Source organism: Actinosynnema sp. NPDC023587 (genome assembly GCF_040640215.1).
Lineage (GTDB): Bacteria > Actinomycetota > Actinomycetes > Mycobacteriales > Pseudonocardiaceae > Actinosynnema.
Window position 1 is genome coordinate 1 of sequence record NZ_JBFABG010000034.1, and the last position, 1,082, is coordinate 1,082.

Consider the following 1,082-nt stretch of genomic DNA (forward strand, 5'->3'; position numbering starts at 1 on the left):
TGTACTGACTCGTGACGTTGTTGACACTTAGGTGGTCAGTCGGGTGATGGGTGGCTGGCCGCCGAGGGCGCTGTGGGCTCGTCGGGTGTTGTAGTGCGCGACCCAGTCGGGCAGGGCGGTCAGGCGTTGTGGGTTGGAGGTCCAGGGGCGGGCGTAGGCGAACTCGTGTTGCAGGGTGCGGTTGAAGCGTTCGGCCTTGCCGTTGGTCCAGGGGCAGCCGGGTTTTGTGAAGCGGCGGCGGATGCCCAGCGCGACGCAGACCGCGATCCAGTTCGTGCCGCGGCGGTAGACCTTGGCGTTGTCGGTGAGCACCCGCAGCACGGTGACGCCGTGGTCGCGGAACCAGAGGGCCGCGCGGTGCAGGAACCCGGCGCAGGTGGGGTCCTTCTCGTCGGGGTGGGCCTCGACGTAGGCCAGGCGGGTGCGGTCGTCGACCGCGACGTGCAGGTAGTCGTAGCCGATGCCCCGGCCCCTGGCACGTTCGGTGCGGCCGTGCAGCCGCCATCCGCCGCCCTCGGGTATCCGGCCGAGTTTCTTGACGTCGACGTGCAGCAGGTCGCCGGGGTGGCGGCGTTCGTAGCGGACGCCGGTGTGCCGGCGCCGCACGGGCGTGCCGGTGATCGGGTCGGTCGCGGACAGCGGCGGGACCCCGCGTCGGCGCAGGACCCGGCCGATCGTGGAGGCGGGCAGCCCGAGCAGACCGGACAGGTGCACCGGACCCCGCCGCACCGCCCGTCGGGCGGCCAGGATGCGGTCCTCGACCTCGGCCGGAGTGCGGCGGGGGCTGTGGTGTGGGCGTGAGTCGCGGTCGACCAGGCCGGCGTCGCCTTCACTCCGGTGCCGGGCCAACCACTTGTGCACTGTGGCCCGGGAGATCCCGAGCTGCTCGGCGATACGGGCCGGTGACCACCCGGCCGCGCGGCGGGACACGATCAGCCTGCGGGCATGGATCGTGGTACGGGCATTACTGTGCACGTGAGGACCTCCGTGTGCCGATGGGATGCGTCAGACACATCCACTCCGCCCGGAGGTCCTCCCGTCTTCAACCCGACACGCCGTCAACAACCTAATTAGTCACTACA

At 70.7% G+C, this 1,082-nt stretch carries 1 protein-coding gene; it reads right to left on the bottom strand.

Annotation, left to right across the window (positions count from 1 at the left end):
* Nucleotides 1-27: 27 nt before the first annotated feature.
* On the bottom strand, nucleotides 28-975 hold the full coding sequence (locus AB0G01_RS35285; protein ID WP_360955328.1) for an IS481 family transposase: 948 nt from the start codon (nucleotides 973-975) through the stop codon (nucleotides 28-30).
* Between the last annotated feature and the right edge of the window lie 107 nt (nucleotides 976-1,082).